Genomic DNA, 23367 nt, shown 5'->3' on the forward strand with positions numbered 1-23367 from the left:
CATCCCAATACTCCAACACTGAGGTGATAAGACTAGGGGTGGTCGGGTTGGGCATTGTTCAGATTAGCTGATTCCACGCGAAGGCGAGGGTTTGCAACCAGTTTTCAGCGGAGCGATGCGTGGCGTGGCGGAAATGATTAGCGAACTGGTTGGTGCGGCGTTTTAATTCTTTGAAGACACGTTCGACGCTATTCCGATTTCCATGTGTTTCATGCTGAAATCGGAGGTGTAACTCGAAGAGCGCGGCTTTGAGCCACGGTGCGCCATCGACGAGAAACATCGCGTCGGCGACGCGATGTTTCTCTTGCAACTCGGTTAGAAACTGCTTGGTCACAACGATAGTTCGTGTCGGATAGAGCTTCACGTGGGGGAATTCGTTGGTTTCAGGGTCGACGGCGGCGTACAGCCAGTAGCGCTGGTCGTTGAGTTGAATCACGGTTTCACCGACCGCAACGTGATTCGGGTTTTTACCATCGGTCGGCTGTAGATCGGCTTTCTGCACCCAATTATGGACGGTCGAGCGACACCGTTCGACACCGAACCTCTCCAAGACAGAAACAGTATCCGAGAGTGATAATCCGGCCGCATGAAGGTGGATACTGAGCTTTATCAGCGGCTCCGGTGTCGCTTCTCGCTCCACAAACTCTAACTCGATTCAATCGCTACACTCGTTGAGGCGGTCGAATTCTGGCATGGACACCTAGAATTTCAACCGCCTCGTTCTTCAACGCTTATCTGAACAGTGCCTCGGGTTGATGATTTCGAATCGGACCCCGTAGAAGATGCAAAATTAACTCTCTTAAAAGAGGTTAGCCCGACTGTGTCTCAAAAGAATGATTCTCGCTACTGGACAGAGGTCAGACGCTTGGCATTGATTTTGACCCACAGGTCGTCTGCGAGGTCGTCCTCGATGACGCGCATTCCGACGAGGAGTTCGGTAATCTGGGAAGCGCTACTACCCTTTCCGCGACTATTGATCGTGTCGTCTGAACCGCCGTCAACCGGGTCGAGCGGTTCACGCCCGTCGTTGTCGGTCACGTTCCCGTGGAAGTCTTTATGACCACTCTTGTAGAAGGCGATACCGGGCGCACTCTCGATGGTGATTTCGTACTGGCCGCCCGTGTTCGCGCTATTCTGGTTCGTCGCTGATCCGAGCCCTCCTTCGACGCCAATCTCAAGAATGTCGTCAAAGTAGTACGTCGAGTCCGGATTGACACCCGCGCCGTTGGTCTCGATGTCGAATTGGATCTTGCCGTCGCTGTCGTAGCTCACGAAGCCGCTGTCGCCGCCCCAGCTATCGTCGTCTTGGGCTTCTTTCAGTTGCAGCATAGCGTTCTCGTCGCTGCTCGTCGTGACCGTGACGTCACGCTTTCCGGAGGCCGCCTGACTGAATGCGCCCGTACCCATCGCCGCTGCACTCCCTGCGCTGACTGCGCCGAGTCCGATTAGGAATTTACGTCGTTTCATGATTGTTGTCACCTTGGTCGCACCCCGAGTCGTCCGGAGTGCTCACTTACAGGTCAGTATCGATACATACTTTGTCTTGAGCCGCGAGAACAGGTTTCTGGGCCTGTATGGACGTTTTCTCGGGGTGCAATCTAGGAGTTCTAACACAGCCAGAAGTTCGGCAAACAGTCCCTGAAGAACCGCAATTGAGCCAGTAACTGGGTGTTACGGGGGCGATCTAATTGAACTGTCTTGTCGTATTATATACATAGGGATAGTTGATACAGTCCGAGTAGATAGAGGGGAGAATTTACAATGGAGATAAAAAACCACTTAAAGAATCCGGTGAGCAAGAAAGCCAATCGATGTCGCGTGACGACATCTTCCACCTCCTCCGGAATCGACGACGCCGATATGCACTCCACTATCTCAAGCGAGAAGAAGCTCTACCCATCGCCGACATCGCCGAGCAAGTTGCCGCATGGGAAAACGGCGTGTCCATAGAAGCCGTATCCTCGACGCAACGAAAGCACGTGTACAACTCACTCCAGCAGACCCACCTCCCGAAACTCGCCGACAGCGGAATCATCAAATATCAGCCCCGCAACGGCATGGCCAAAGTTACTGAGCGCGCCGAACGACTTGATGTCTACCTCGAAGTTGTTCCCGATCGTGACATTCCATGGAGTAGCTATTATCTTGGCCTCGGGGCGGTCTCGCTCGCACTCACGTCCGCGGTCTGGGTTGACGCGATAATCATCTCCCAACTTCCGCCCGTCGCATGGATGACGTTCATTTCCGTAGCGATCGTCTTTTCGGCCGCAGTCAACGTATATTACCAGCGAGACGACCTCCTCGGCGAACACGAACGACCGCCGGAACTCAGAGGTGACAATTGATGACTCACCGATGGCTATGGACTGCCATTGCACTGGTAGGTACGGTTCTACTCGTCACAGCAACCGGCGGCTTCAGCGCGGGCCAAATCGACCGACCGGTCTCAATAACAGTCGCTGAAAACCCCGAAAACGCCATCGTCGGGCTCTCGGGATCAGACAATGTCACGGTAACCTACGGAAGTTCGAACGACACAAAGCAGCCTACCGTAGAGTTGTTCACCGTCACAAACAACTTCGAGAGTTCGTTTGAATTCTCGATTCAAATCGTCGGCGATACAAATACCCCTCCGGACCATCAGAGTCTCTCGGCAGAGAAATATTCGTTAGCACCCGGAGAAAGCACGAAAGTGACCGCGAACGTGGTTTGTAGTTCACAAGAAACCGAAACGTGGACAATCTATCTCGAAGTCAGTAGTTCAGGAGTTGAGGCGGAGATTCAGCATGATATTTCTATAGTTTGTGCCGGGCCCACTTCCACAGGCTAACCGACTTCTACCGAGCCCAATCCGACTACAAGAAATCGAGCAAAAATCCCTATTCTTTCTTTATGAGGTGATATAGGGATTGTTTGGAGATTCCGTCACGCTCGCTGGGCTATACTCGAGTTTTCCATCTCTATAATGAGCCTCCGTGACTGTAGTTCCGTCTACAAACAGGGTAGCAGACGTTGTTCGGAGATTAGCAAAAGCCTGATCACCAGCGAGAATGGCTGCCTGACCTAGATTCATATTACCATTCGATTTGAGAGTAATGCTCTTACCGTTGTAATTCTCGTTGTTGACCTCTGCTGCTTGTGCGATTAATGCTCCGCCACGTGCATCAATCGTGACCGTACTCGACGCTAATATCTCTCCATTTGAAATATCAACCCCTTCATTTGCAGTGACCTTGATTTCTTGCCCATTTACAGCAGTGCTGTCTAACGTCGCTCCTTGAGCGGTCACTGACCCTCCTTGCGCATCAATCGTGATCGTACTCGAAGATTTGAATACAGAATCCTCAATATCTATAGCCTCATTTCCTCGGAGCGTGATTTTCTTCCCGTTTGTGCCAGTACTATCTACGGTGATATCCGTACTAGAGAGAGTGCCCTTTTTAGCGTCTAAGAGAATGTTCCCATTATCCGTCTCAAGATCCGTCTCAACTATTACACCCTCTCCCGCAAGGTCAATATTCCCATAACCATTAACAGAAATTTCACCAATGCTGTCTGGAATCACTAATTGATCCGAGCCAGCATTATATTGACCATCGCTGACCTCTGCAGTCGGAATTTGTTGGTCAGTTCCACTATCATAATTCCCGTCTTTATTCACGTCCCGATAGGCAAAGCCGGGGTCAGCAAGCCCAGAGTTTTGGTTCATGCCAGTTACGGTGATATTGATTGCATCGCTAGTGCCACCGCTACCGACGTAAACACCGACTGTCCCATTTTTCTTCGCTTTCAGAGTTATTTCAGCTACTCCATTTGAGTCAGTCGCTTGGTCAGATGAGGTGATAGTTGCCACTGACGAATTTGTGACTCCAAAGTGGACGTCCATCCCCTCCAATTGTGGCGTCGTAAGTGCGCTGAGAGCGAGTTTGTTATCAGAATCATTGTTAACATCCCAGTCGCAATTATCTGCGTCGCAATTAGGTTTCGTTCCTGATTGACTGGATGGATTCTGCCAATTGATTTCAAACGCGGTCGAGGAGTTGTCGCTGGTTTCGGTGCCAGAATGTGATACATTAACGTTTGGTGTCTGACCTGTACCAACAACTGCACATTGTACGTTCCACGTTGTATTGGCTAACTCCAATTGCACGCGTTGTGGGGCAGTCTGTTGGGCCGCCACAAAATTGGATTCACTTTCGAGGGCTTCTTCCCATTTGCCAGCTGGAAGTGCCGTCGGTATCGTCAATGTGACTGGTCCACTGACTTTCGTGTATCCTGTCTCTGCACCATAGAAATCGACCGATATCGGTCCACTCCGTGTTTGTGAGAACTCATCTGAGAGTGGATAGAGGTTAATGGTAGACCCTTGGATGAGTGTAGGTTCGTTTTCAAAAATAATAGTCCCATCTGGCGTCTCTCGATAGAACACTGTATTTTCGTATTTAAATAACGGAGCTTCAGATCCAGACAGATAATTGTAATTCATTTTGAATTGAATTGATCGTGTTTGCACTGGCGCCTCACGCCCACAAACTTCGGCAATATCGAGGCTGGTTGAAGAGATCTCGCCACTAGACAACTTCTCTGCTTTGAGTTCGCCATACGGTGGTGGTGGGTTTAAAAAGAAAGCCCGTGTTGGGTACGTTGTACTGGCCTTGATTGTCGTTGAGCGAGTTGTTCCGGTTTCGGCTGCATTAACAAAATTCGATCGGAGTTGTGTCATATCTTCTTGGACGTCAATGTAGTGAGCGAATTCACGCTCGGTATTCTCCGACGGCACTACTTGTGCTTGCCAAAGTGACATCAAGATAACTAGGACCGCAAAAATGAGGACAACTCCGACTTGCTCACTTACTCCACGATTGTCCTCGCGAAATGACACAGGTCCCTGGTTTCTGTTGAGTTGATAAAATCCTATTGGTGTTCGTGTACTGCCAATCAACTGTTTGTTATTTCGATAAAGTTAGAAATGTCTGGAGGTCTTCAAGACTGGGGAGAGTGTATAGGAGCCAATAGAGAAGACAGAGAGTTCTGAAATAGTATGGTGTATTAGACAATACTGTCCAATCATCTATGAGTAAGAAAAAGCTAGCAAAAAGGAATCCAATGACTGTCGGCGCAATTGCCATTAGTCGAATACCTGACTTCCAGCTCGTTTGGTCGTCAAAGTTTATCGAGACTCGAAGCGGAAGCCATGACTGAACGCCGAATGTTGGCTGTCCTACTAAATACGCAATGGTGAGATGTGTTGCTTCATGTAGAAAAATCACACTAACCCCAATTAATGTGAAAATTATAGCCGATTTAATTGTATTCATATGAAATATTTGTTTGCGCTAAATTTTTATATTCTATTACTTATATGTTTGTCGGTCTTTGTATAAGATATCTGTGAGAGGGAGGTTGCTGATATCAAATCTCAGATAAATTAGACTCGCTCTGCGAGTGAATATCGATTTCGATGAACGTTTATATAAAAGGTATTACCATGTGAGTGTGGCCGTTGTAAAAGGAACTACTGCAACGAGTCACGCCATATAACATAAATAGAGGCACTCGGATGGCAGTAAACGTGTAAGCTACCACGGCCTAAAGGCCGTGGCATTCAGCATGGACTCCCACTCTAACCGAAGTCGGCACGGGAACGACCCCGTTCGTGGTCAACATCCCGCTGTTCAAGCGCACGCCTACGGGTGCGCCTCCCTCGCCCCCAGTTTGGTTGCGAAGGAGTTTCAGACCGATGTTCTTCGCCGCGTTGTAGTCCGCGTGGTTTTCGTATCCGCACGAGTGGCACGAAAACGTCTCTCGGTGGCGGTTATCCTCATGGGTAAATCCGCACTCCGAACACCGTTGGGACGTGTACTGCGGGGTAATCTGTTCGACCAAGATGCCACGTGCTTGGGCTTTGTACTCGACGTAACCGTATAAACGTCGGAACGCCCACTCGTGGAATTTTCGTGTCCGAGGCATCCGGTCACGAATGTCGGTCAGATTCTCAAACGCGATGTACGAACAGCCGTTCTCGACCGCTTCGGCGACAAGTTCGTTCGCTACTCGATGGAGATACTGTTCAAACCGCCCCGTTTCGGTGCGTCCAACCGATTGGACGTTTTCATGCGCCCATCGCGTCCCGCATTCCTGCAACGATTTTCGGCGTTCGACGTACTCCGTTCGCCAATGGGTCAGTTCGTCGGTTGTCCAGAACGTCCCCGTCGAAGTGACGGCGATGTTCTCAACCCCGAGGTCAACACCGAGAACCGTTCCGTTCTCGGGGCGGTCGGGGGCGTCCACATCCGCCTTTGTTCGGATGTGGAGGTAGAATGATCCATTGCGATAATGGAGTGTTGCGCCCGTCGTCTCGTAGTTGTCGTTCAATAGATATCTCGATTGGGGCGTATCGCGGTGTTCGTCGGGCAACACGTACTCGGCGGTGATGCGCCCATCGACAGTTGCCAGCGTCGCGTGGTCGTCGTTGAACGTCGCGTTTCGCGGGTTGTACTCGCAAGACGGCGTCGTGAACGTCGGCAACGAGGCGTACCTGCCTTGCTTCCATTTGGCGATGGTCGCTTTGAGTGCGTCTACGGCACGGTCGCGGGCCGATTGGACGTGGTTGCTGTGCAAGTCGGTTCGGTCACGCACGTGGCTGTACGTCTTGTCGTGGAGAACCGATTTGCGAGTTTCGACCCATTCGCCCTTGGAGGCCACGTCTACGACGTAGTTCGCGGAATCGAGGAACTGTTGTATCGTCTCACGAAGAAGGTTCGCGTCACTCTCGGTCACATCGAGTTTGACCGGGACAGTGCGCCGGACCTCCATATACATCACAAAACGCACTATGTACTTAAATATTAATATAGGGTTGGGGAATCAGCCAACCATCGCCAGTGGAATAGTCAATAGTTGTCGATTTCCTCCCGCATCTAAAGGTACGGGTATCCACCTTGCGTCTCTATGACACAGCAGGTATGAGTTATCGGTGGACAAGCTCGGACTGCCGTTCTCGAACCGGAATCCCGGCCCGGTTCTCACACAATGTAGGTATACACAAACAGCAGAAACCACTACTCCTTGACTACTCGCAAGTCCTCAATCCGAGGATTCGCTGAGACACCCGCTAATAAGACGAGTATCTTGAGTTGTGTTCCACCCTGCATCGGAGCATCACCACTTCGTAACTCTGTAGATGAAATCTCTTTGAAGAGCCACGCTCGGCCGTCAGCAATAGCCTCTCCATGAAGCCAAGCCGGTGGACCAGAAACAATCAATAAACCACTCTCTACAGTCGATAAATTACATTCCATGGTGAGTTTTCCCTTCACCGCTCGGCGTAGCGTGGTCTCAACTGCCTTAATCGCTTTTACATCATCAACGGCCTCATCCTCTTTCTCTGCACCAAGCAGACGTTCGCGAATATTATCTAAAATCGACCCAGTCTGTTTTTCGGAATCAGTTTGGAGGTCTTGCTTGGCATACCCGATTGTCGCCAGACCATTCTGTTCGAGTGTTGTAATAATCTCGCTCGCGTCGATGACGCGCTCACCGACAGCTGAAGCCGTTTCAGCTTCGCCAGCAGCAAAGAGCGTGCCGAGTCGTTCAGCCAGCACAGTGTTCAACTCAGCACTGTTCTCAGAGATTGTTTCGCCTCTCCCAATCCAGTTATCGTTATCAAAGACGATTTGGGCATCGGCGACTTCACCGAGCGTTTTGAGTCCACGAGCCGTGTTTTCAGACGGAACCGATTCGCTACTAGCAGGAAGGACAGAAATAGCATAGAGTGGGATCTCGAAGATTTCTCGGAGCGCTTGCACCAAATGAGGTGTTGCACCTGAGCCTGTGCCACCTCCGAGTCCCGCCACAACAAAAATGGCACTAGTCTCAGACGTGATTGCAGTCCCAATTTCACGCCGTACTTCTGAGAGGTCCTCTTTGATGGCGGCAGTACCACTTTCCCGATCGCCATCTGTCCCAGTCCCATGTGTCTCAAGATGACCAAGTTTGTGGCGTGCCTCGTCGGGGATTGTCGTGAGCTCGGATAGAGCTTCAAAGTCGGTGTCGAGGACCTGAGCGGCCGTGAGATACGATATTGAGCGACGGTTATTATCTTGGGCGAGGGCATCGACAATCCGGCCACCTGCACCGCCGACACCAATAGCTGCGACCTTCATTATACGTATCTGTTCGAGGAGTAGAACTTAAACTCTCCCCGTGAACCGACATCTCATTTCTGGCCATCAACCACCAGCTCAGATATTGTCACAAGATTAGTCCGTGATACGACCCCAAATCGAATTGAGACCGGGCATTCCTGTAGCAATCCACACACAAATGGCTACTCCGAACAGGAGGAATTGCGCGATTACATATGGCTCAAAACTGAACGCCATGAAGTGCTCCATGAACGAGGTATCGCTTGGATACGGTGGTGACGGAAGCACTGGCCAGAGGAGGTACGTCGTCCACTGCAGTTGACTCATATCGCCTTGGAGTAGTCCAAACACGACAGAAGGACCGAGATCAGCTAAACTGTGGGAGATGTAGCCAATTCCGAATGCGGTAACAATGTCTGTTCGACGGCGGTGTTGGCTGATCCAGTACGCTACGGCGAGGATGACTGCTGCAGTGAGAAGGGAATGTGCAAGGGAACGACCGGAGGGGAGAATGTCGAAGGTCCATGCAAGAGGTTTGTCGATGAGGTCGGGAAACTGTGTCCCAAATCCTAGAGCAAGGAGCGTCAGGAATGTCTGCTCACGGCGGTCGCTCCATTGAACCCAGAGGATGTAACATAGGTAGCCGACGCCAAGATGTCCCCATGGCCACATGGTCACGTGTTTCTAAGACACCGTTGTGGTTCTTTCGTCTTCTTCTCCAGCAGCCTCTCCTAGTTCTCGGAGGCAATGGGTTGAGAACAGCATCCTGGAATACGGTGTAATCTAGTTAACTAAAAAAGGAAGATTTGAATACTCTAATAGGAAGAGGCCGGTATAGGGTTGATTGCGAAGACCTAATCTCGGTGCATATCGATTTTCCGCATCAGAATCTTTGACATTGACTAAGTTAGCGTGTGGACTATAGCGGTCCGTACAATTCGTACGAGTCGCTCGATTTGTGAGGTTCGTGAGATTCGTACGACTCGTACGATTCGGATAGAATGATGTTAGCTTTCGAGATGGGTTAATGGCCGAACCCGGCCGACTCGCCACCCTGCGACAAGCGAACCAATCATCCCAATCACCACAGCGACAACGGCCCCAACGATGAATACGAGGTCTGGTGTCTGGACAAGTCCCTCAAATCCGACAAGCTGAGCTGCAAGAGCGTTCAAGCCAGCACTCGCAAACGGTGTAATGGCGAGACCCACGGCACCACCGAGTAGGCCGAGCATGAGTCCTTGACTTGCAGCAGTCCCAATGAGGACTGATGAGGAGATACCAAGTGCTTTGGCCGCAGCTAATTGCTGGCGTTGCTGGTAGACAAGCAACGCCAGCAGATTCGCAGTTAACGCAACGCCAGCGAGAACAGCTAAAATGACGAGTACGAGACCACTTGCGAGGACGACCGCTTTGTCGGCGAGAATCGACTGTAACTGCTCTTGATTCGTCCGAACATCATACTGCGGATACTCTTGCTGAAGCTCCTGCTCGACAGCAGCCGTATCTACTCCCGACTCAAGATCAATTGTAATCATCGTTGCAGGATCTGTCTGCGTCGTGCCCGTAAGCTCTTGCAATTCACTCAGGCGGAGAATAACACTTGGGGTGCCGAGGAACCGAGAGAACGTCGGCGAAATCCCAATCACCGTAAACTCATTCTGGCGAGCACTCACAACTGTTCCCCCGAGATGGATTGTATCTCCTACAGAGACGTTAAGAAGTCGTGCTGTCCGTGGCCCAATGAGGACTTCACGGGTCATTGGCCCATCGTAATTGCCACTAGCATAGTGGCGGTCATTCCCGGTCAATCCCTTTCCCTCTGTAATTTGGGCTGCCCCACTACTGCCAGTACCACGAACGCCAGTCCCTACGATTGTTTGGAGGTTGTCTGGGTTCGTCCCGACATAAACGGTTTGGAAAGCCATCGGCGTCGCGGTCCGGACGTCCTCACGACTAGTCAAATTCCTTGAGATGCCATGAGCATCCGTGAGTGTGTTCTCGAACCCACCCACGCTCCCAGGAGCTAACTGCACGGGTCCTCCGGTAATCCAGAGATCGCGGCCGGATGCGTCGAATTTCTGTTGGCCGGTCTCGACGACACCGTATCCGACACTCGCCAGCAGTGTCGTTGAGAGGACGGCAAGTGCAATTCCGAAGATGGCTAGTACGGTTCGTGTTCGTTCGTGGGTGAGCTGTGCGACCGTGATGCCGAGAACGGCGCGAAGTTTGGTGAGTGGACGCATGTTAGGTGTTGAGTTGGTCGAGGATCGACGTTCGCTTGGTGAGCCACAGAAGGTACGGCGCGGCGAGCAACCCGATCAAAATGGCGACACCAACGCCATACACCCCCAGCATGGGATGAGCAACGGCGATGGCAGTCGGTGCGATGTACTCCTGGGCGAGGTGGTTCGTTACCTCAATACCGAGATATCCTAATCCGAGTCCGAAGATTCCACCTACAATGGTCACCGTCAGTGCCTGTACCAACACAACGACGGCACGACTGCGCCATGGAAGCCCGAGTGCACCTAGTAACGCATACTGTTGTTGGTCAGCCGTAATCTCAAGTCCCATCGTCGTGCCGACAAAGAGCGTGCCAACGATAACGGCCACACACAGGGCTGCCACGCTCATTGCAAGCGGGAGCCCCGAAGACATACTCTTTGCAGTAAGTCCACTCCGAGCCATCACTGTCGAGCGCGGATAGACATCCGCCAACTCGGATTTCACGTTACGCGAGTTCGTATCAACCAGGATTTGGTCTGCTTGGTCGCCATCTGTCGCGCCCGTCAACTGCTGAATCTCGCTCAGATGCACGAGGATGACGGGGAGTTGGCCCATCCCAGTACTCACATCCTCACTGCCAATCGAACTCACCGTGAGCGTCTGATTACCCTGTGCTCCTCGAGTGGGAATCAAGGACGTGCCATTCGTCGCACCGAGGAGTTCTGCGGCAGCAGGCGACACTACGGCTTCTTCAGTCCACGTCCCATTGTAGGAGCCATTTGCGTAGTAGGGGTCACCAGGCGTTAATGGTCCAGCAGACAACCCAGCGACCTCCACGTCGGACTGTGCGACAACACCGATGACGATGATGTACTTACTCTCGTCTTCACCACCGGGTGTGTGCATCTCCATTGCGTGCATGAGTACTGGCGTGGCATACGCAACCTCTTCGTTCCGAGTAAGCCGCTCGGTCGTCGCATGCACGGCACCGAACTGTGGGCCCTCTGTGGAGACAACCATGGTGGAGGTCGAGCCTGCTTCTGGTGTGATCCAATAATCGACGGAGTCACCACCCACAGTGGTCTGAGAGGACAGGCCGAGTGCAACACCGGTGACGATGAGCATGAGCGCGATCGCGATAGCAACACCACTGACGCTCAACGCTATCCGACGAGACTCGGTGACGAGGGCTTTCTCGCGGACACGGCGGAGTCCAACGCCAACGAGTCCGAGCCATCGCTTCACTCGCGACGGACGTCCGTGTGATGGGCCTGAGTTAGTCGCCATTGGGTACCACGCGTCCATCCTGCAGGTCGATTCGCCGATCAGCAATCGCGAGCGTCGGGTCGTCATGCGATGCGACAACGACCGCGCGGTCGTCCGCAAGATCCTCGAACACCTCGAGAATCGCGCCCGCAGTCGTGGTGTCAAGCTCGCCGGTTGGTTCGTCTGCGATGATGAGATCAGGATCTGTCGCGAGCGCGCGTGCGATAGCAACCCGCTGTTGTTCTCCACCACTCAATTCACCGGGCTTATGCGACGCTCGATCACCAAGGCCGACCTTCTCTAGGAGGTCAGTCGCACGGTCGTGGCGCGCCTGTTTACCGAGGCCCTGCTCAACCAGTGGAAGGGCGACATTCGATTTTGCAGAGAGCGCGGGAAGCAGATGGAAGCGTTGGAAGACAATGCCAATTGTTGAGAGTCGGAGTCGTGTTCGCGCTCGACCAGACAGACTACCTGTATCTTGTCCATCGACGGTGACTGTCCCATCAGTTGGGGTGTCGAGTGCAGCAAGCAGGTGGAGGAGTGTCGATTTTCCGCTACCGCTCGGTCCTGCGAGCCCAATGATTTCACCACGATGGACGGAGAGACTTACGTCTTCAAGGGCGGTCACAGTGGGCCGTTCGCTTGATGATGAACCGAAGAATCGGCGTGAGCCACCGCGTGTGTATGTTCGGGTGACGTTCTCACATTCTGCAATTACAGGGCCAGCGGTGTGAGTGTCCGATGTGGAGTTGGGGGCGTTTTGGTGTTGCATAGCTTGCTTAACGAATTGAGTGGGGGCTAGCGAAACCCTACAGTTCGGTTGTTCTGACCGTTTCGAGGAACCACAGTTAAATGTTACCGTACTGCTGGTTCGAGCATTGAGACGTCCTCGATGTATCGGTTCTCGTTTCGTACTCGGTCTACCAACCACGGATTAACGGCGCCAACAGAGATGAATTCAATGCAGTCCGGTATACCAACCCAGCACTCATCCAATCAAACCGGCTCAATTTGACGCTAACAGGGGTGAGCCGGGGCTTAGCATATCTCAGGGCCCATACAACAAAACCCGGGTACGGCATGATATGATGCATGCTTTCAGTGGGCCGTCTTCAACCACTCCTCGAAATAGCGAGCTGAAAACCACTGAATCGCCCCAAAGAATCCCCCGACATTCCAATTTACCAATGGTCTCGAAATCGACGCTCAAGGAGGTTATCGAAATCCTCGGTATTTTCTCGATGTTCGCGCTTAGTGTCTTTGTCTACCTTGTGTGGTGGCTTGCCTTCTATCAAGGCGGCCAAGTTTCACTGCAAATTAACGTCTTTGAGGAGATGTGGTTTGAATACGTTCTCTGGCTCATCGTCACCCCTCTCATCACCCTCTCGATGTACTATTACCTGAAAGAGGACGGACAATCCCAACCAACTCCTGACCAAGAGTAGCGCGAGAAGAGACTACCAGCTGACCACCGGAACTCCGAAAGAAGAACGCCGAGTCGAAGGGGGATTGCTGACTTTCGAGCTTAGCTACTGAGGTACATCTGGACCTCGTCGCGGAAGTAGTAGAGTCCACCACCGATGAGGCCGAGGATGAGGAGGACGGCAATCGAGATGCCGAGAGCACCAATGCCACCGTCGTCATCGTCCTCTTCTTCATCCGGTCCAGCCGAGGTCGTCGTCTCATCGGAATCCGATCCGTCGGAATCCGAACCAGCATCGCCTTCCTCGACGACCGTGAGCGTGCCAGCGGAGGCATCGTCAACCGAAACCTCGAACTTGCCCGTCTCACTGGCTTCGTAGTTGAAGGTCACCGTCTTCGTTTCGCCGCCCTTGACAGTCACGTCTTTCGTCGCAACAACGTCACCATCGACAGTGAGTTCGGCGGTGTAGGTGCCTTCGCCATTGCCGTCGTTTGTGAGTTCGGCAGTCACGTCCACCGTCTCACCGACGGTGACTGTCGAGCGACCGAGTTCAGCACTCGAGACGCTAATCGAGGGTTGCTTCTCGCCGATTGCGAACACCGAGAAGCCAGGTGTCACGGCCTCGAACTTGTACTGGCCGTTTTCTTGCCCGACGAACGTGGTTTCAAGCTCCTGCCACGAGCCGTCGTGGTAGCGGTACAGCACGACGTTGTTCGGCGTGCTGTACTCGCTCAATTGACTCGACGACAGGCCGAAGCGGAACGTCGCTTCTTCGATGTCAGCATTCGAGATGAGTTCCTTCTCAACTTGCAAATAGCCCTTCACTGTGACACCGGACGGATCCGACGGCACCGAAGAAGGCCTACTGGAGAAGGAATTGATGGCGAACTTGAAGTGCGCGTTTCCGTTCTTCAGCTTCACATTTAGACTCTCGAAGCTGACGCCGCTCACCTGCGTCGCCTGCTTGCTGGGGATGCTAATCTGAACATTGTCGCCTGCCTGACCGCCTCGGATGTCAGCAACGGCACTACCGTCGGATTGTTGAACTGTCTCAACGGACTGCGGCGGTTCAAGTCCTCCAGCGCCACCGCCGCCACCGGGGCTACCTGGATTACTGCCACCACCGCCGTCTTTAGCTTTCACAGTAAGGGTGTCGGTTGCGATTTTACCGTTGACTCGGATTTCATACGTACCCTTCTTCGGGATTGCACCAGTCAGGTCAACAGTCTTCGTTTCATCGGCATCGAGGTCGACCTTCTCGTCAGTGATTCGGTTCCAGTCGGTCGAGCCTTCCTTTCGGTACTCTAGCCACACATCTTCGTTAGTGAGCTTCTCGTTTCCGGTATTATGGATTTCGGCGCTGACGGTGAAGGATTTTCCAGCCTTGGGTTTCTTCGACGGCAACTGGATATTGGAGACACCAATGTACGATTTTTCTAGGTCGAACGTATCCGTCTTGGTCCGGATGTCACCGTCTTCGTTGACTGCGACGTGAACCCAGCGGTAGGTGTCCGACGACCAGTTCGTCAGCGTCTGAACATTAATCGTGCTGTCTTTTCCAGTGACCGCGGTCACCGATCCGTCGAGAGTCGGATCGCCCGCTCCCGAGTCATGAATCGCCTCGGTCTCCGGAATTGTTCGGTCCGTATTCTCCTTTACGAAATCCATGAGTGAGGTAACCCCATATGAGCCCACGTTTCGCCGGGACACGTCCTTGTCAAAGAACGTAGTGCCGTCTTCAACATGGGCGACGCCGTTGACCTCACTAATAGAGTGTTTGAGCGTCGTGCTTTCAGAGAGTTCGGAAATGGTCGACGGGCTCCCCTCAACGCGTAGTTTAAACATCTGGTCCTCAAAGCCAGTCTCCTCGTCGTAGACAAGGACAGCCTGCTGAACGTTGTCCCCATCCATTGAGGATATGTCGTTCATCTTGAACGTTAGAGTGTCACCGCGTGCAGGACTAGACGTTGAGAGTGACGCACTCGACGGCTGGTTGTGGACCATAGCACGCTCGACACCCACAATTGTCGGTTCACCGGTCACAGTAAGGTTCTTATCGTCGATTTTCAGCCCTGAGTTGGCTGGTTCCCCATTTGCGACAAAGAACACGTATTCACCGGACTTCGGCGGCGTGAACGTATAGGTGCCGAGACTATCGGTGTTAATTTCCAGGAGGCTTTTCTCGTAGAACGTGACATTTCTGTTCAGTTTTTCCTCCGTCGCACGGTCCTGCACATCATCCCGGGAGGTGGTATCGATAACCTCCATAACATCCTCATAGGAGTTGATGCTCGGATACGTGGTCGTCGGTGAGGGACTGACTCGTGCAGCAACGATGGTCAGTTTTTCGCCTGCAAGGCTACCAGATTTCGAGGTATAATCCCCGTTGAACTCAACCGTGATTTCTTCCCCGGCTTTGAAGACACCAATCGTATCTTTATTGAGCGAAACACTGTCCGAACTGAAGTCGGAGTTGGGCCGTTCAATATACCACGCAGCATTGTCGATCTGCGTATCTGCGTTTGACGTATCAGTTCGGAGTGGGAGAATTGATTGCTCCCAAACGGATACATTTCCGGCAGTCATTGTTTCGTCGTCGGGCACCGTCCAATTGGATGTAGCACCGACCGGCACTGTAAGCGGTGCAAGGACGAGCATCACAACCATTGATAAGGTTATGAATTGACTCAATCCTTTGATTGGTTTATTGAACATCTATAGTCTTAGTGGATGTCTCAAAACGAACAACAATAAGGTTTTCTCTGTTAGAAAACACCACAAAACATCAAACGTTCTTTTCCAGAATTTCCATCACTATTCTTCTTTGCTCTCCAAGAGGCTCATCGCGATAGAAAAATATTTATTTGCGGTTCCTCAGAACGGATTAACACGCTATGAAACGTCATCTCATTTTTGGAATGCTGATATTAGGACTCTGTCTTAGTAGTGGAAACCCCGCCGCACTCACCGACTCATATACGATTTCTGCATCTAGCAGTGTGGACACACCAACGAGGCAGGTGACCGTTGATGGTACCCAACACACAGTGTCAAACATCGCAAAAACAGCCCCCGGGAGAACACTATCCGTCTCGGTCTCTGCCCCAGATGAAACAGACTACACCATTCAACTCCGGAATCGGAAACGCCAGGTCACCACTGATAGAGATGGGACGGGAGACAGTCAAGTCACCTTCGACTTCACCGGATACAAACCGGGGTCATACATGCTGCTCCTGTACAAGAATGGTGAGTACAAAGACATACTTCCGGTCGTCGTAAGTGGCTATGACATCAGTGTCGATGCTCCAAGCACAACCACACCAGAGTCTATAGTCACAGTCGACGTTTCAGCGACAAAGAGTGCAGACGTAGAATCCCCAAACGCAGTCTATGTCGTCTTCACAACTGGTGAGAAAACAAAAAGAGTCCAAGCAGAAAAAAGAAGCTCAACGTCATATCAGGCATCAATCTCGCTCGAAAATATTCCAACAGGCGACCACCGACTATATGCCTACGTGCAAGGGAGCAACACGGCATTCAAGGAAGGCAAGAAAGAAATCCTCGGGATTAGTCACAGTAGTAGCCTGACTGTCCGCAAACAAGGGACAACGACGTCGACCACTAGTGACTCAAACAGTAATACCGGACAAACTGGATCCAGCTCTAAGTCTACAGATACGACCACAACCACACGGCCGACAACCACGCAGACAATAGAAAACCTGACCACCACAACGTCTCAGCAGTCACCGACTTCGACCCAAACAACGACCTCCACGACCACCACTCAGACATCGACACCAACGAAGAAAACAACTAGTTCCTCACTCATCACGCCAAATAAAACGACGACAAATACGTCCACAACGACGAATTCTCAAGAAGGAATTCCAGGGTTCGAGATTAGCACGGCAATAATGGCACTGGTGGCGATTGGAATACTTCTTTCCCGCCGATAAGAATTATCTTTCCTTTATCTGGAACAAATTCTTGTCTGCAGTCTTGACAGACGCAAATCATCTCTTGAGCCATATTTTAGATTTACAGACCTACTACTTGTTGATTATAGCGAGGTGAATCAATCGTGAAAGTATGAACTCTTGGGCGTAAGTTCACGACAAGTTTATGATTCGATATTGTCTATTTCTTCAACGGTGATTTTGCCGTCTGCGTACACGGTGACGTGGCAGTCTGCGAGTTCGAATTTAATTAATCCTGAGTCTTGCCGTGAGAAGAGTGTGAGGAGTGCGTCTGGGTCGACTGCCTCGTTCAGTGGTCCAATTTCTCGCGGAGTTTGGCCAGTTACTGTTGTGAGGGCTGTGACCACCTCCGGGATGAGGTCGTTAGCTCTCTCCACATTTCTTTGATATATTATGTCCTCCTCGCTTGGGTCGGTTATAGCCATCAGTTATCTTCTCCTAGAAATAACCATACAATGATAAATAAAATAGTTTACTATATATCTGATTTCTTCAGCCTATATTTTTCTTAGAAGAGAGGCTCCCACCGTTCATCTGAGGAATGTCACAGCGTGCCGTGAACTATCTCGTACAGAGAGTTATCCAGAAATTGATTACCTTGTCTTACCGCTCTCAAGGCTACTCGCCCCTCGCTCGTTGAGGACGGATAGTTCACACTTCATGGATTCGTTCTTTGATTTGAGCAATAGTGATGTCTCTTTCATCGGCTTTGGCCATTCGCCCGCTCACAAATTCGAGTAAGTTTAGCTCTTGGAGGAGGCGTCGTGCTGTCGATCGATTAATCCGAAGTTCTCGTTGGACTTCGAACAATGTGTTCGACTGCTGGATGGCAGTACTGAAGTTCTCAACAGTGACCTGTGAGGGAACGTCAAGTTCGGAAGGGAACTCGACGTCCTTCGCCGTCGCTGATTCATCGTAATTTGCTTCAGTCGGACTCTCACCCTCGGTTGTGGCCTCTTCTAGGTCAGTTGTTGAATCTGTAGCTGGCTGGTCGACGTTCACCTCAGCCGGTTTTTCAGCCGAGCTTGACCGTGGATTTCCCCCCTCAGGAGGGCTAGCTTGATCTCGGTCTGCGTTCTGGGAGTCTCGTTCGCTCGACTTGCGGGTATCGTCCTCAGTGGTGTTTGGTTCGGTCTTTTTTGCGTTCGGCTGGTGGATGCCGTGATTGATCATGTGGTGGCGGACCGTCTGGGGGGTGACATCAACGCCAAGCGCCTCAGTCATCTCGGGAAACGTCTCATGTTCATTGTAGACTTCCCGAAGCCGCTTTGGGTTCCGATGGGGGTCGACTTCTTCATTGACTTCGGGTGTGCGTTCTTCTTCTCCTTGAGGGTTGGTGGGTTCGGGGGTGTCCTGATTTCGGTTGGCCGTCAGTGCGGGTTCGACGGTGACGTTTTGTGGGTAGTCTTCAGCAGTAGCTGTAATGCCACCGTCGGTGACCTGTTCTTTTTTTGTGACCTGGGTTTCCGTCTGTGGATTGATTTCGACTGTGAGTGGGATTTCGATTTCATTCTCGTCCGCTTCAATCGTTGTGCCGTCTGGGAGCGTAATTGATAGTGAGCCGGTGATGTCTGTCGTTGAGAGTCCGCTGAGTTGGAGAGGAAGGGTTGCAGTGAGTGTTTTGCCGTCAATGAGGGTTGAGTTGGATTGTTCGACACCGCCGACCGATAGGGAAGTGTTCTCCATGGTCTCGATGAGGGTTGCGAGATCTCGGAGTGTTTGAGGAGTGGTCATGTTAGTGATCTACGTAGAAACGTTAACTCACGGCCAAAAAACTTATTGTTAAGGTTCAACTAGCTGTGCTAAGTTATTAAAGAATTGACTGGCTTAGAAATACGTATAGCAACTACATGAAAAATGAAGCTCTCCAGTCTCATTTTCGGTTAACACGTAGAATTCGGTGAACGCTTCACCTTGTTTGGGAACGGCAACAGCATATTGACATCCTCCGGCTGAAGGCGGAGGAATCCCGAGCGGTGGGATATTAGGGTTTGCAGTCTCCCTGCTCTCGTGTTGAACGACCCGCTCTCGCGGTCGAATAGGAAGACTCCAGGCTGTGCCAACCAGCCGGTACTCCTATCTCCCGTCGGGGGACTCTGAGGTATCTTTCGACGGATCACCGTTCGCGTCTGCGTTCATCGTCGTTTCGCACGGTGCACAGAGGTACAGACCGCGCTCCACACGGTTGCCATCACGGATCTGTCCGCAATACGAACACGTCTTGCTTGTGTTCTCCTCGTCTACACGGTCAACAAGGAGACCGTGTTTTTCCGCTTTGTATTTAAGTAGGTTCGTAAACCGGTCGAACTCCCAGCCGTGGAGTCTCTTATTGCGAACCCAGATCTCAGTGGTTCAAGTGGAAAGCCCACAACTTCAGTCGTGAGAGGTTGACAGTATGGACAGCCGGTCGAACCTAAAACTACCCCGTCATTTTATTATTGTGAACAATGTTTACTGATATGCACCGCAAGGTGCAGTACCGAATTTGTCATTCGGTAATGGTTCAACTCGTCATCACGCCCACACCGGGCGTGATGACTCCTTTGCGAAAACAAGGGTTATCATTGCGCGAGAGCGTCTTACTACTAATTGATAAAGTACGGTGATCCCGACCTTGACACGTAGAGATTAGTCTTCAGTCAGCCTTAAATCCGAGAAGTCACGGCGCGCCGCCACAATACGTTGAATCTGTTCTTCATCCCAATTGGGGGTGTTCAGCGCGGAGATAGTCGCCCAGCTCCTCCTCGCTCACTTTGACTCCGTCTGGCGGTGACTGCGTCCCGTTCAACCGCTGTTTAAGCGCCGTTAGTGCGTTAGTCTGGAGAACGCCAAGAATGGGCAGTGTGCCTAGTAGCCCGCCGACGAACTGCAAGGGATGACGTACTCGTGTGGGATAAAGAGCGCACGCACGAATGCACGATTATCCGACTGATCAAGCATCGTATCAATTAGGAGGCCTGGATCACCGACGACAATGACGTTCCTGTCCCCAAGTTCCTCGCTTGTCACAACTGAATACGAGCCAACCGTTTCATTCGAATCAAGTTCCGCATTCTGATTCGTATCGAGATATGCAAACTTGGAGCTGCTAACTAGGACTGAGACATTATTGGGGTTGACGGCAGTCCCGTGATTCAGAGTCACCGAAGAAACATTCACGAAGAATGATTGGTTTGTGACATCGTTGGCGACCGGCATCGCAGGGGAGCGATAGTTGATCTGTTCATCTCGCAGTGGCTGGCCGTCCAAGCGCGCTTCTGTGTCGAGACCAGCGAGGAGACAGTTTGTCTGGTCGGCATAATCACCAGCGATGATGAGTGTCCCTCCATTTTGAATGAAAGAGTCGATCCGCTGGCGTTCCTTAGGCGTATATGGTTGGTCCGGTGAGAGAACACCCCAATCGTTTCCGTTGGTAGTGTCTGACCGTAAGCGGTCGTCTCCCGTGCAATGGTCGTTGTTGCGCCAGTGGACGTACTTGCCGCAACAAAGAAGGTCACAACTGTGAGTACGGTGAATCCGATGAGAAGCCGTTTCGGCGAGAGGAATGACTCAGCCTGCATCTATATCACCCCTGGTGGAAGGATTGTAAGAATTCGACGGACGACGATGAGCCCAAAGACAAGCAGCCCAAAGCCAATAATCCACTTGAGACGTCGACGCCACTGTGGGGTAACCGAAAACGGAGCAGTCAACTCCACAGTAATCAGAAACCCAATCAATGAGAGGACGAAAACGAGTTCAAGGGTAACCGAGCTAAGGAGAGTAAGGACGAAGACCGCGAGGAGCATCCACGCGGTGAATCCGTAAACGAATCGGAATCGCCGCTGTGTAGCATATAGGCTACGCAACCGAGCCATTCATTACAAACATGTCGATCCCCGGTTTGACATATAGACCATTATTATTTTATTATATAGTTATTTAATTTTTAATGATATAGATGGAGGCGGTATGGTTGATATCTTTTCATCATTTAAAACTAGTGATTGCCCTATTAGCCTACCAAGAGTTGCGTTATGAGAGACAGGAATTCGACACACTCAGTCGCAAGCAGACAATGTCGAAAACATACTAACCCCAGTTGTACGTAGCAAAGCAGCCGAAATAAGAGTCTACTACAGAATCGCTAAGCACAGAGATTCGATAGAGCGGTTAGGGTTTTAGAGGTTGACTTCTGATTCACCGATGACAGCTGTCTTGTCGCTCCCCTGAGCGGTCCAGATGATTTTTACGGCTTCACCGTCATCAATCGTGGAAGAGCTTCCATTATAAATTTCAACACGGTCACCTGCACCGAGTTCACCGGCCCAATTAGTAGTGGTAGTAGCGTAATTGGAAGCACCGTCACTAGTCCAAGCAGTTTCTCCACCAATTTGGACCTTTAGTCGTGCAGAATCAATCGCGTCACCACCATCGTGTGTGATGTTTGCGAACTGTTCAGGTCCAGAATCTCCATCTATATCAATGCCGTTCGCGTAATCAAATGACCAAGTCGTAGTGGGTTGTGCACTTTGCACACGGTCGCCAAGACCTAGAACAAAAGTTCCGATGACAGCTGCTAGAATTACTGTAATTGCAACCATTAAGATAACACCAATAACAGGTGAGACCGCGTCGTCATCGGCGAAGAGTTCGTTGAGTTGCATTAGAGAGACACCTCAGATTCACCAATGACAGCCGTTTTGTCGCTGCCACTAGCAGTCCAAATGACCTTAACAGTCTCTCCATCTTCTATGTCACCATCTTCCTCATCGTGAATTTCGACAGTTGCGCCAGCGGTGATTTTCGATCCTGACCAAGTGTCGGTGCTCACATTCTTCGTCTCACCGTCAGTCCACATTGTATTTCCACCAATTTGGACAGATAGCTGGGACGATTCAACGCCTTCTCCACCGTCGTGCGTAATGTTTGTGAAGTCTGCGCTTCCATTGTTACCGTACTCAAAGCTAAATTGAGCATTGGGCTGTGCTTGGCTGACTCGGTCACCGAGTCCGAGGACGAATGTGCCGATGACGGCGGCCAGAATCACCGTGATCGCCACCATGAGGATGACGCCGATGACGGGGCTGACTGCGCCGTCGTCTTCGAAGAGTGCTTTGAGGTTCATGTGTTGTGTTTCTCCGTTTTCCAGCACGTTCTCACGTGTGAGAAGTGGCCGCACCCTTTAAGCCGGATGACGAGAAACGGGTACTCGTCGGCAGGGGAGACCTGTCATGCCGCCCCGTCCGGCACTTCTCTATCGTTGTCACGTGCTTAGTTCGACCGTTCTCACCAATAGTATATAAATACTTCTTTACCTGAAAACGAGATTATCTATCTGCCACTTTGCCATAGAATAGACTCCCCGAAAGACTAAAATCCTCATCAAAAAACATACTTCGAAATATCAATCATACAAAAGAGAGATTTAAGCAAGCAGACCATCAAAGAACAACCAAATGAGTCACCCAGCCACGCCCGGATCGGAGGACACCCTAGACCGAGATCGCCTCCGAGCCACACTGCAGGCCGTGGCCGCACGCACTGGAAAAACCCCCACCGTCGTCGACTTCCACAACGACGACCAGACAGACATTCACCCAAAACAGTACGTCGAAGAATACGACACATGGGAAACAGCCCTGAAAGACGCTGGCCTTGACCCCGAGGAAATGGGCTCGAAGCAAATTCCTGACCGTGAGCTCCTTGCAGAACTCCAACGACTCGCCAGTATTCTCGAGCGCTCGCCCACGCGCGCGGATATGAAAGAACATGGTCAATATTCAGATACGGTCTATCAGAATCGCTTTGGCTCTTGGAATGAGGCGCTTGAGCAAGCTATGCTTGGCACGCGTCGCCTTTCAGAGGACGAATTGAAACGGGAGCTCCGGCGGCTTGCCCGTGAGTTAGAACGAGTCCCCCGCGCGAACGATATGCAGGAATATGGTGCACACGCCCCTGTCACGTATCACCGGCGGTTCGGCAGTTGGTTGGACGCACTTGACGAAGCGAACTTACTGAGATGATATAGATTGCGAGCGCATACTTCCGTCTTCTGGCGGAGGTCACGCGGGAAGCCCGATGGAACTAACATCGTATTCTGCCATAGATGGGGTTTCAACTACAAACGTTAGGTATGTGTCCCGATCCGTCTCTTATAAACTGCTATGAACTCGGTGGGATGTCGACCCGAACTACAAGGGGTGGTGAACTGTGTTAGTTCACCCGGCGATGACACGGAATTCGATGGGGCCTCATTGACCGGGCCACAGCCCTACGAGGGAGAAAGGGAGACCGTCGTCAGTGTGTCACGGGTTCCCTCCGAGTGCGGGTTGGAACC

Annotated in this window: 21 protein-coding genes and 1 pseudogene; 5 read left to right on the forward strand and 17 right to left on the reverse strand. The window is 51.5% G+C overall.

Annotated features, from left to right (window positions below):
* Positions 1-58 precede the first annotated feature (58 nt).
* Together EPL00_RS22550 and EPL00_RS22555 are read right to left on the reverse strand one after the other, a co-directional pair.
* Positions 59-655 carry an IS6 family transposase gene (locus tag EPL00_RS22550; RefSeq protein ID WP_135855026.1) on the reverse strand — a complete coding sequence of 199 codons (597 nt, stop codon included), beginning with the start codon at positions 653-655 and terminating at the stop codon, positions 59-61.
* Positions 656-843: 188 nt separating this feature from the next.
* Positions 844-1407, reverse strand: coding sequence for a hypothetical protein (locus EPL00_RS22555; RefSeq protein WP_135855027.1), 564 nt, complete (start codon positions 1405-1407; stop codon positions 844-846).
* Positions 1408-1811: 404 nt separating this feature from the next.
* On the opposite strand from EPL00_RS22555, the gene EPL00_RS22560 reads away from it, so the two are divergent.
* Both EPL00_RS22560 and EPL00_RS22565 read left to right on the forward strand, forming a co-directional pair.
* Positions 1812-2345, forward strand: a complete 534-nt coding sequence (locus tag EPL00_RS22560) for a DUF7344 domain-containing protein (RefSeq protein WP_135855028.1) — start codon at positions 1812-1814, stop codon at positions 2343-2345.
* Positions 2345-2830, forward strand: coding sequence for a hypothetical protein (locus EPL00_RS22565; RefSeq protein WP_162224313.1), 486 nt, complete (start codon positions 2345-2347; stop codon positions 2828-2830). The genes EPL00_RS22560 and EPL00_RS22565 overlap by 1 nt, the downstream gene beginning before the upstream one ends.
* A 60-nt stretch (positions 2831-2890) precedes the next feature.
* On the opposite strand, the gene EPL00_RS22570 is transcribed toward EPL00_RS22565, so the two are convergent.
* The 7 genes from EPL00_RS22570 to EPL00_RS22600 form a co-directional block, all read right to left on the reverse strand.
* Positions 2891-4882 carry a hypothetical protein gene (locus EPL00_RS22570; RefSeq protein WP_135855029.1) on the reverse strand — a complete coding sequence of 664 codons (1992 nt, stop codon included), beginning with the start codon at positions 4880-4882 and terminating at the stop codon, positions 2891-2893.
* Between the two features lie 707 nt (positions 4883-5589).
* Positions 5590-6816, reverse strand: a complete 1227-nt coding sequence (locus EPL00_RS22575; protein ID WP_135855030.1) for an RNA-guided endonuclease InsQ/TnpB family protein — start codon at positions 6814-6816, stop codon at positions 5590-5592.
* Positions 6817-7061: 245 nt separating this feature from the next.
* A complete protein-coding gene (locus EPL00_RS22580; protein WP_135855031.1) occupies positions 7062-8165 on the reverse strand; it encodes a tubulin/FtsZ family protein in 1104 nt (367 codons plus the stop codon).
* A gap of 96 nt (positions 8166-8261) precedes the next feature.
* The gene (locus EPL00_RS22585; protein ID WP_135855155.1) at positions 8262-8819 is read right to left on the reverse strand and encodes a metal-dependent hydrolase; all 558 of its coding nucleotides are present in this window, start codon (positions 8817-8819) and stop codon (positions 8262-8264) included.
* 335 nt (positions 8820-9154) lie between these two features.
* Complete coding sequence (locus EPL00_RS22590; protein WP_135855032.1) at positions 9155-10393, reverse strand: ABC transporter permease; 1239 nt, start codon at positions 10391-10393, stop codon at positions 9155-9157.
* Between the two features lies 1 nt (position 10394).
* Positions 10395-11537 carry an ABC transporter permease gene (locus tag EPL00_RS22595; RefSeq protein WP_202932751.1) on the reverse strand — a complete coding sequence of 381 codons (1143 nt, stop codon included), beginning with the start codon at positions 11535-11537 and terminating at the stop codon, positions 10395-10397.
* Positions 11538-11652: 115 nt separating this feature from the next.
* Positions 11653-12414, reverse strand: coding sequence for an ABC transporter ATP-binding protein (locus EPL00_RS22600; protein WP_135855034.1), 762 nt, complete (start codon positions 12412-12414; stop codon positions 11653-11655).
* A gap of 415 nt (positions 12415-12829) precedes the next feature.
* On the opposite strand from EPL00_RS22600, the gene EPL00_RS22605 reads away from it, so the two are divergent.
* The gene (locus EPL00_RS22605; RefSeq protein WP_135855035.1) at positions 12830-13087 is read left to right on the forward strand and encodes a hypothetical protein; all 258 of its coding nucleotides are present in this window, start codon (positions 12830-12832) and stop codon (positions 13085-13087) included.
* Between the two features lie 80 nt (positions 13088-13167).
* Here EPL00_RS22605 and EPL00_RS22610 read toward each other — a convergent pair whose 3' ends face one another.
* Positions 13168-15669 carry a PGF-pre-PGF domain-containing protein gene (locus tag EPL00_RS22610; RefSeq protein WP_162224314.1) on the reverse strand — a complete coding sequence of 834 codons (2502 nt, stop codon included), beginning with the start codon at positions 15667-15669 and terminating at the stop codon, positions 13168-13170.
* Between the two features lie 290 nt (positions 15670-15959).
* Here EPL00_RS22610 and EPL00_RS22615 point away from each other — a divergent pair, with 290 nt between their 5' ends.
* Positions 15960-17027 (forward strand): hypothetical protein, encoded by a 1068-nt coding sequence (locus tag EPL00_RS22615; protein WP_135855037.1) that lies wholly within the window; start codon positions 15960-15962, stop codon positions 17025-17027.
* 164 nt (positions 17028-17191) lie between these two features.
* On the opposite strand, the gene EPL00_RS22620 is transcribed toward EPL00_RS22615, so the two are convergent.
* The 7 genes and pseudogenes from EPL00_RS22620 to EPL00_RS22645 form a co-directional block, all read right to left on the reverse strand.
* Positions 17192-17473 (reverse strand): HalOD1 output domain-containing protein, encoded by a 282-nt coding sequence (locus EPL00_RS22620; RefSeq protein WP_135855038.1) that lies wholly within the window; start codon positions 17471-17473, stop codon positions 17192-17194.
* A 226-nt stretch (positions 17474-17699) separates the two neighbouring features.
* Positions 17700-18782: a hypothetical protein gene (locus EPL00_RS22625; protein ID WP_135855039.1), complete on the reverse strand. Its 1083-nt coding sequence runs from the start codon at positions 18780-18782 to the stop codon at positions 17700-17702.
* A gap of 250 nt (positions 18783-19032) precedes the next feature.
* Positions 19033-19379 (reverse strand): annotated as a pseudogene (locus EPL00_RS22630) (zinc ribbon domain-containing protein); the annotation flags it as partial.
* Positions 19380-19895: 516 nt separating this feature from the next.
* Positions 19896-20594 carry a DUF4350 domain-containing protein gene (locus tag EPL00_RS24240; protein WP_368407964.1) on the reverse strand — a complete coding sequence of 233 codons (699 nt, stop codon included), beginning with the start codon at positions 20592-20594 and terminating at the stop codon, positions 19896-19898.
* Between the two features lie 14 nt (positions 20595-20608).
* On the reverse strand, positions 20609-20905 hold the full coding sequence (locus tag EPL00_RS23925) for a hypothetical protein (RefSeq protein WP_135855040.1): 297 nt from the start codon (positions 20903-20905) through the stop codon (positions 20609-20611).
* 303 nt (positions 20906-21208) lie between these two features.
* The gene (locus EPL00_RS22640) at positions 21209-21694 is read right to left on the reverse strand and encodes a type IV pilin domain-containing protein (protein WP_135855041.1); all 486 of its coding nucleotides are present in this window, start codon (positions 21692-21694) and stop codon (positions 21209-21211) included.
* Positions 21694-22155, reverse strand: coding sequence for a type IV pilin domain-containing protein (locus tag EPL00_RS22645; protein ID WP_135855042.1), 462 nt, complete (start codon positions 22153-22155; stop codon positions 21694-21696). The genes EPL00_RS22640 and EPL00_RS22645 overlap by 1 nt, the downstream gene beginning before the upstream one ends.
* 331 nt (positions 22156-22486) lie before the next feature.
* Between EPL00_RS22645 and EPL00_RS22650 the strand changes: the two genes are divergently transcribed.
* Entirely contained in the window at positions 22487-23053 is a 567-nt protein-coding gene (locus tag EPL00_RS22650) for a homing endonuclease associated repeat-containing protein (RefSeq protein ID WP_135855043.1), read from the forward strand.
* Positions 23054-23367 lie beyond the last annotated feature (314 nt).

This window comes from Halorussus salinus (genome assembly GCF_004765815.2).
Lineage (GTDB): Archaea > Halobacteriota > Halobacteria > Halobacteriales > Haladaptataceae > Halorussus > Halorussus salinus.

Excerpts from the sequence above, each read along its gene's own strand:
- EPL00_RS22555 (WP_135855027.1), bottom strand. The coding sequence starts at position 1,407 with ATGGGTACGGGCGCATTCAGTCAGGCGGCCTCCGGAAAGCGTGACGTC.
- EPL00_RS22560 (WP_135855028.1), top strand. The coding sequence starts at position 1,812 with ATGTCGCGTGACGACATCTTCCACCTCCTCCGGAATCGACGACGCCGA.
- EPL00_RS22565 (WP_162224313.1), top strand. The coding sequence starts at position 2,345 with ATGACTCACCGATGGCTATGGACTGCCATTGCACTGGTAGGTACGGTT.
- EPL00_RS22575 (WP_135855030.1), bottom strand. The coding sequence starts at position 6,816 with ATGGAGGTCCGGCGCACTGTCCCGGTCAAACTCGATGTGACCGAGAGT.
- EPL00_RS22580 (WP_135855031.1), bottom strand. The coding sequence starts at position 8,165 with ATGAAGGTCGCAGCTATTGGTGTCGGCGGTGCAGGTGGCCGGATTGTC.
- EPL00_RS22585 (WP_135855155.1), bottom strand. The coding sequence starts at position 8,819 with ATGTGGCCATGGGGACATCTTGGCGTCGGCTACCTATGTTACATCCTC.
- EPL00_RS22590 (WP_135855032.1), bottom strand. The coding sequence starts at position 10,393 with ATGCGTCCACTCACCAAACTTCGCGCCGTTCTCGGCATCACGGTCGCA.
- EPL00_RS22600 (WP_135855034.1), bottom strand. The coding sequence starts at position 12,414 with ATGCAACACCAAAACGCCCCCAACTCCACATCGGACACTCACACCGCT.
- EPL00_RS22605 (WP_135855035.1), top strand. The coding sequence starts at position 12,830 with ATGGTCTCGAAATCGACGCTCAAGGAGGTTATCGAAATCCTCGGTATT.
- EPL00_RS22615 (WP_135855037.1), top strand. The coding sequence starts at position 15,960 with ATGAAACGTCATCTCATTTTTGGAATGCTGATATTAGGACTCTGTCTT.
- EPL00_RS22620 (WP_135855038.1), bottom strand. The coding sequence starts at position 17,473 with ATGGCTATAACCGACCCAAGCGAGGAGGACATAATATATCAAAGAAAT.
- EPL00_RS22625 (WP_135855039.1), bottom strand. The coding sequence starts at position 18,782 with ATGACCACTCCTCAAACACTCCGAGATCTCGCAACCCTCATCGAGACC.
- EPL00_RS23925 (WP_135855040.1), bottom strand. The coding sequence starts at position 20,905 with ATGGCTCGGTTGCGTAGCCTATATGCTACACAGCGGCGATTCCGATTC.
- EPL00_RS22640 (WP_135855041.1), bottom strand. The coding sequence starts at position 21,694 with ATGCAACTCAACGAACTCTTCGCCGATGACGACGCGGTCTCACCTGTT.
- EPL00_RS22645 (WP_135855042.1), bottom strand. The coding sequence starts at position 22,155 with ATGAACCTCAAAGCACTCTTCGAAGACGACGGCGCAGTCAGCCCCGTC.
- EPL00_RS22650 (WP_135855043.1), top strand. The coding sequence starts at position 22,487 with ATGAGTCACCCAGCCACGCCCGGATCGGAGGACACCCTAGACCGAGAT.